Below are 1,838 nucleotides of genomic sequence, written 5' to 3'. Positions count from 1 at the left end.
CTAGGGCGCTGCTGATTTTTTGGGCCCGGTTTCGGCGTGGCTGAGCGGGTTTGGCGCGGATATGCCACGAGGATCGGTGGGTGGCCTTGGGACGTGAGAATCGGCAGGGCCGATTCGATGACGTGATGCTGTTGTTAGGGGATCAGCTGCCCGAGGGCAGTGTCTATCGGCTGTTGGCTGAGCACGGTGGCGCGCTGTTCGGTGATGAGTATTTCGCCGATTTGTTCAAGGCCTCGATGCGGGGCCGCCCGACCGTGCCGGCACGCGTGGTGGCCACGGTGATGCTGCTGCAAGCCTACGAGGGCGTGTCGGATCGGGAGGCCTGTGACCGGTTGGCCTTTGATCTGCGTTGGAAGGCCGCCGCCGGGTTGACGGTGGGGGCGGGGGCGTTTCACCCGACGGTACTTGTTGGGATGCGTAACCGGTTGCGGGTCTCGGAGCGGCCGCGGCGGTTGTTCGACGACGTCAATACCACCGCCCGGGCGGCGGGGTTGTTACGAGGACGGCGCCGGGTGCTCGATTCCACCCCGCTGTTTGATGCGGTGGCCACCCAGGACACGGTCATCCAGCTGCGGGCCGTGATCCGCAAAGCCCTGTCCGCTGCGGATCGGGCCGACCCGGTGCTGGCGGGCGCGGTGCGCACGGCACTGCAGCGTGACGATGACTACGCCACGCTGGGCAAGCCGCCGTGCGACTGGGACGACCCGGCTGCCCGGGAGGCGCTGGTGGATGCGCTGGTCCGCGATGCCCAGGCCGCGCTGGCGGCGTTGGACGGCCACGAATTGGACGGGCCGCTCGCGGAGGCCGCCGAGCTGTTGGCGCTGGTGGCCGGCCAAGACGTCGAAGCTGGCGAGGACGGGGTGTTTCGCATCGCGCGGCGGGTGGCACGGGATCGGCTGATCTCCACCGTCGATGTCCAGGCCCGCCACGGGCACAAGTCACGGGCCCGCACCTTCGACGGCTACAAGAGCCACCTCAGTGTGGATCCTGACGAGGAGCTGATCACCAATGTGGCCGTCACCGCGGCCAACACCGCCGACCGCGAGGTCATCGACGAGCTGCTCGACGAACCCACCACGGGCGCACCTGCCGCCGACAACGCCGACAACGCCGACAACGCCGACAACGCCGAGGATGACGGTAGCGACTCGCAGCATGGATCGGGGTCGAAAGGTTTTGAGGTGTATGGGGATTCGGCGTACGCCGGCGGGGCCACGCTGGATGAGCAGACGGCGCGGGGTCATGACATGCGCGCCAAAGTGCCTGCGGTACGCAACGCCAACGGCTATTCCAAAGACCGGTTCAGGATTGATCTGGCCAGCGGCACCGTCACCTGCCCAGCTGATCGCACCGTGAGCATCCGGGCTGGTTTGCGTCACCGCGTGGCGCGCTTCGGTGTGCTGTGTCAGTCGTGTCCGTTGCGGGCGCAGTGCACGAAGTCGCGTCGGGGGCGGGTGATCAGCATCCACCCGCAGGAAGCCGCGCTGCAGCACGCCAAAGCCCGCCAACAGGATCCGGGTTGGCAGCAGGACTACCGAACATATCGGCCCGTGGTGGAGCGCAAGATCAGCCACTTCACCCGTCGCCCCTGGGGTGGCCGCAAAGCCCGCTGCCGCGGCCACAAACGCATCCTGACCGACATCCTGGCCCGAGCCAGTGCCATCAACCTCGCCCGCCTGGCCACCCTGGGCTTACGCCACGGAGCCGCGGGCTGGGCGATCGCCTGACCCCACCACCGACCACCTATCCAAAGGGCCAATTTTCATGCCGTCAGGGGTCAGAATTCGAAACGCCGTCGACGCCAACCCACCAGAGGCATTACAACAGCGCCCTCCTAG

1 protein-coding gene is annotated in these 1,838 nt (G+C 67.2%); it reads left to right on the top strand.

Going from position 1 to position 1,838, the window contains the following annotated elements:
- The first annotated feature begins 80 nt into the window (after positions 1 to 80).
- The gene (locus HMPREF0591_RS29670; protein WP_007172577.1) at positions 81 to 1,727 is read left to right on the top strand and encodes a transposase; all 1,647 of its coding nucleotides are present in this window, start codon (positions 81 to 83) and stop codon (positions 1,725 to 1,727) included.
- The last annotated feature ends 111 nt before the right edge of the window (positions 1,728 to 1,838 follow it).

Origin of the sequence: Mycobacterium parascrofulaceum ATCC BAA-614 (genome assembly GCF_000164135.1) — a bacterium.
GTDB classification, from domain to species: Bacteria; Actinomycetota; Actinomycetes; order Mycobacteriales; family Mycobacteriaceae; genus Mycobacterium; species Mycobacterium parascrofulaceum.
This window is presented reverse-complemented; position numbering and strand designations above follow the sequence as displayed.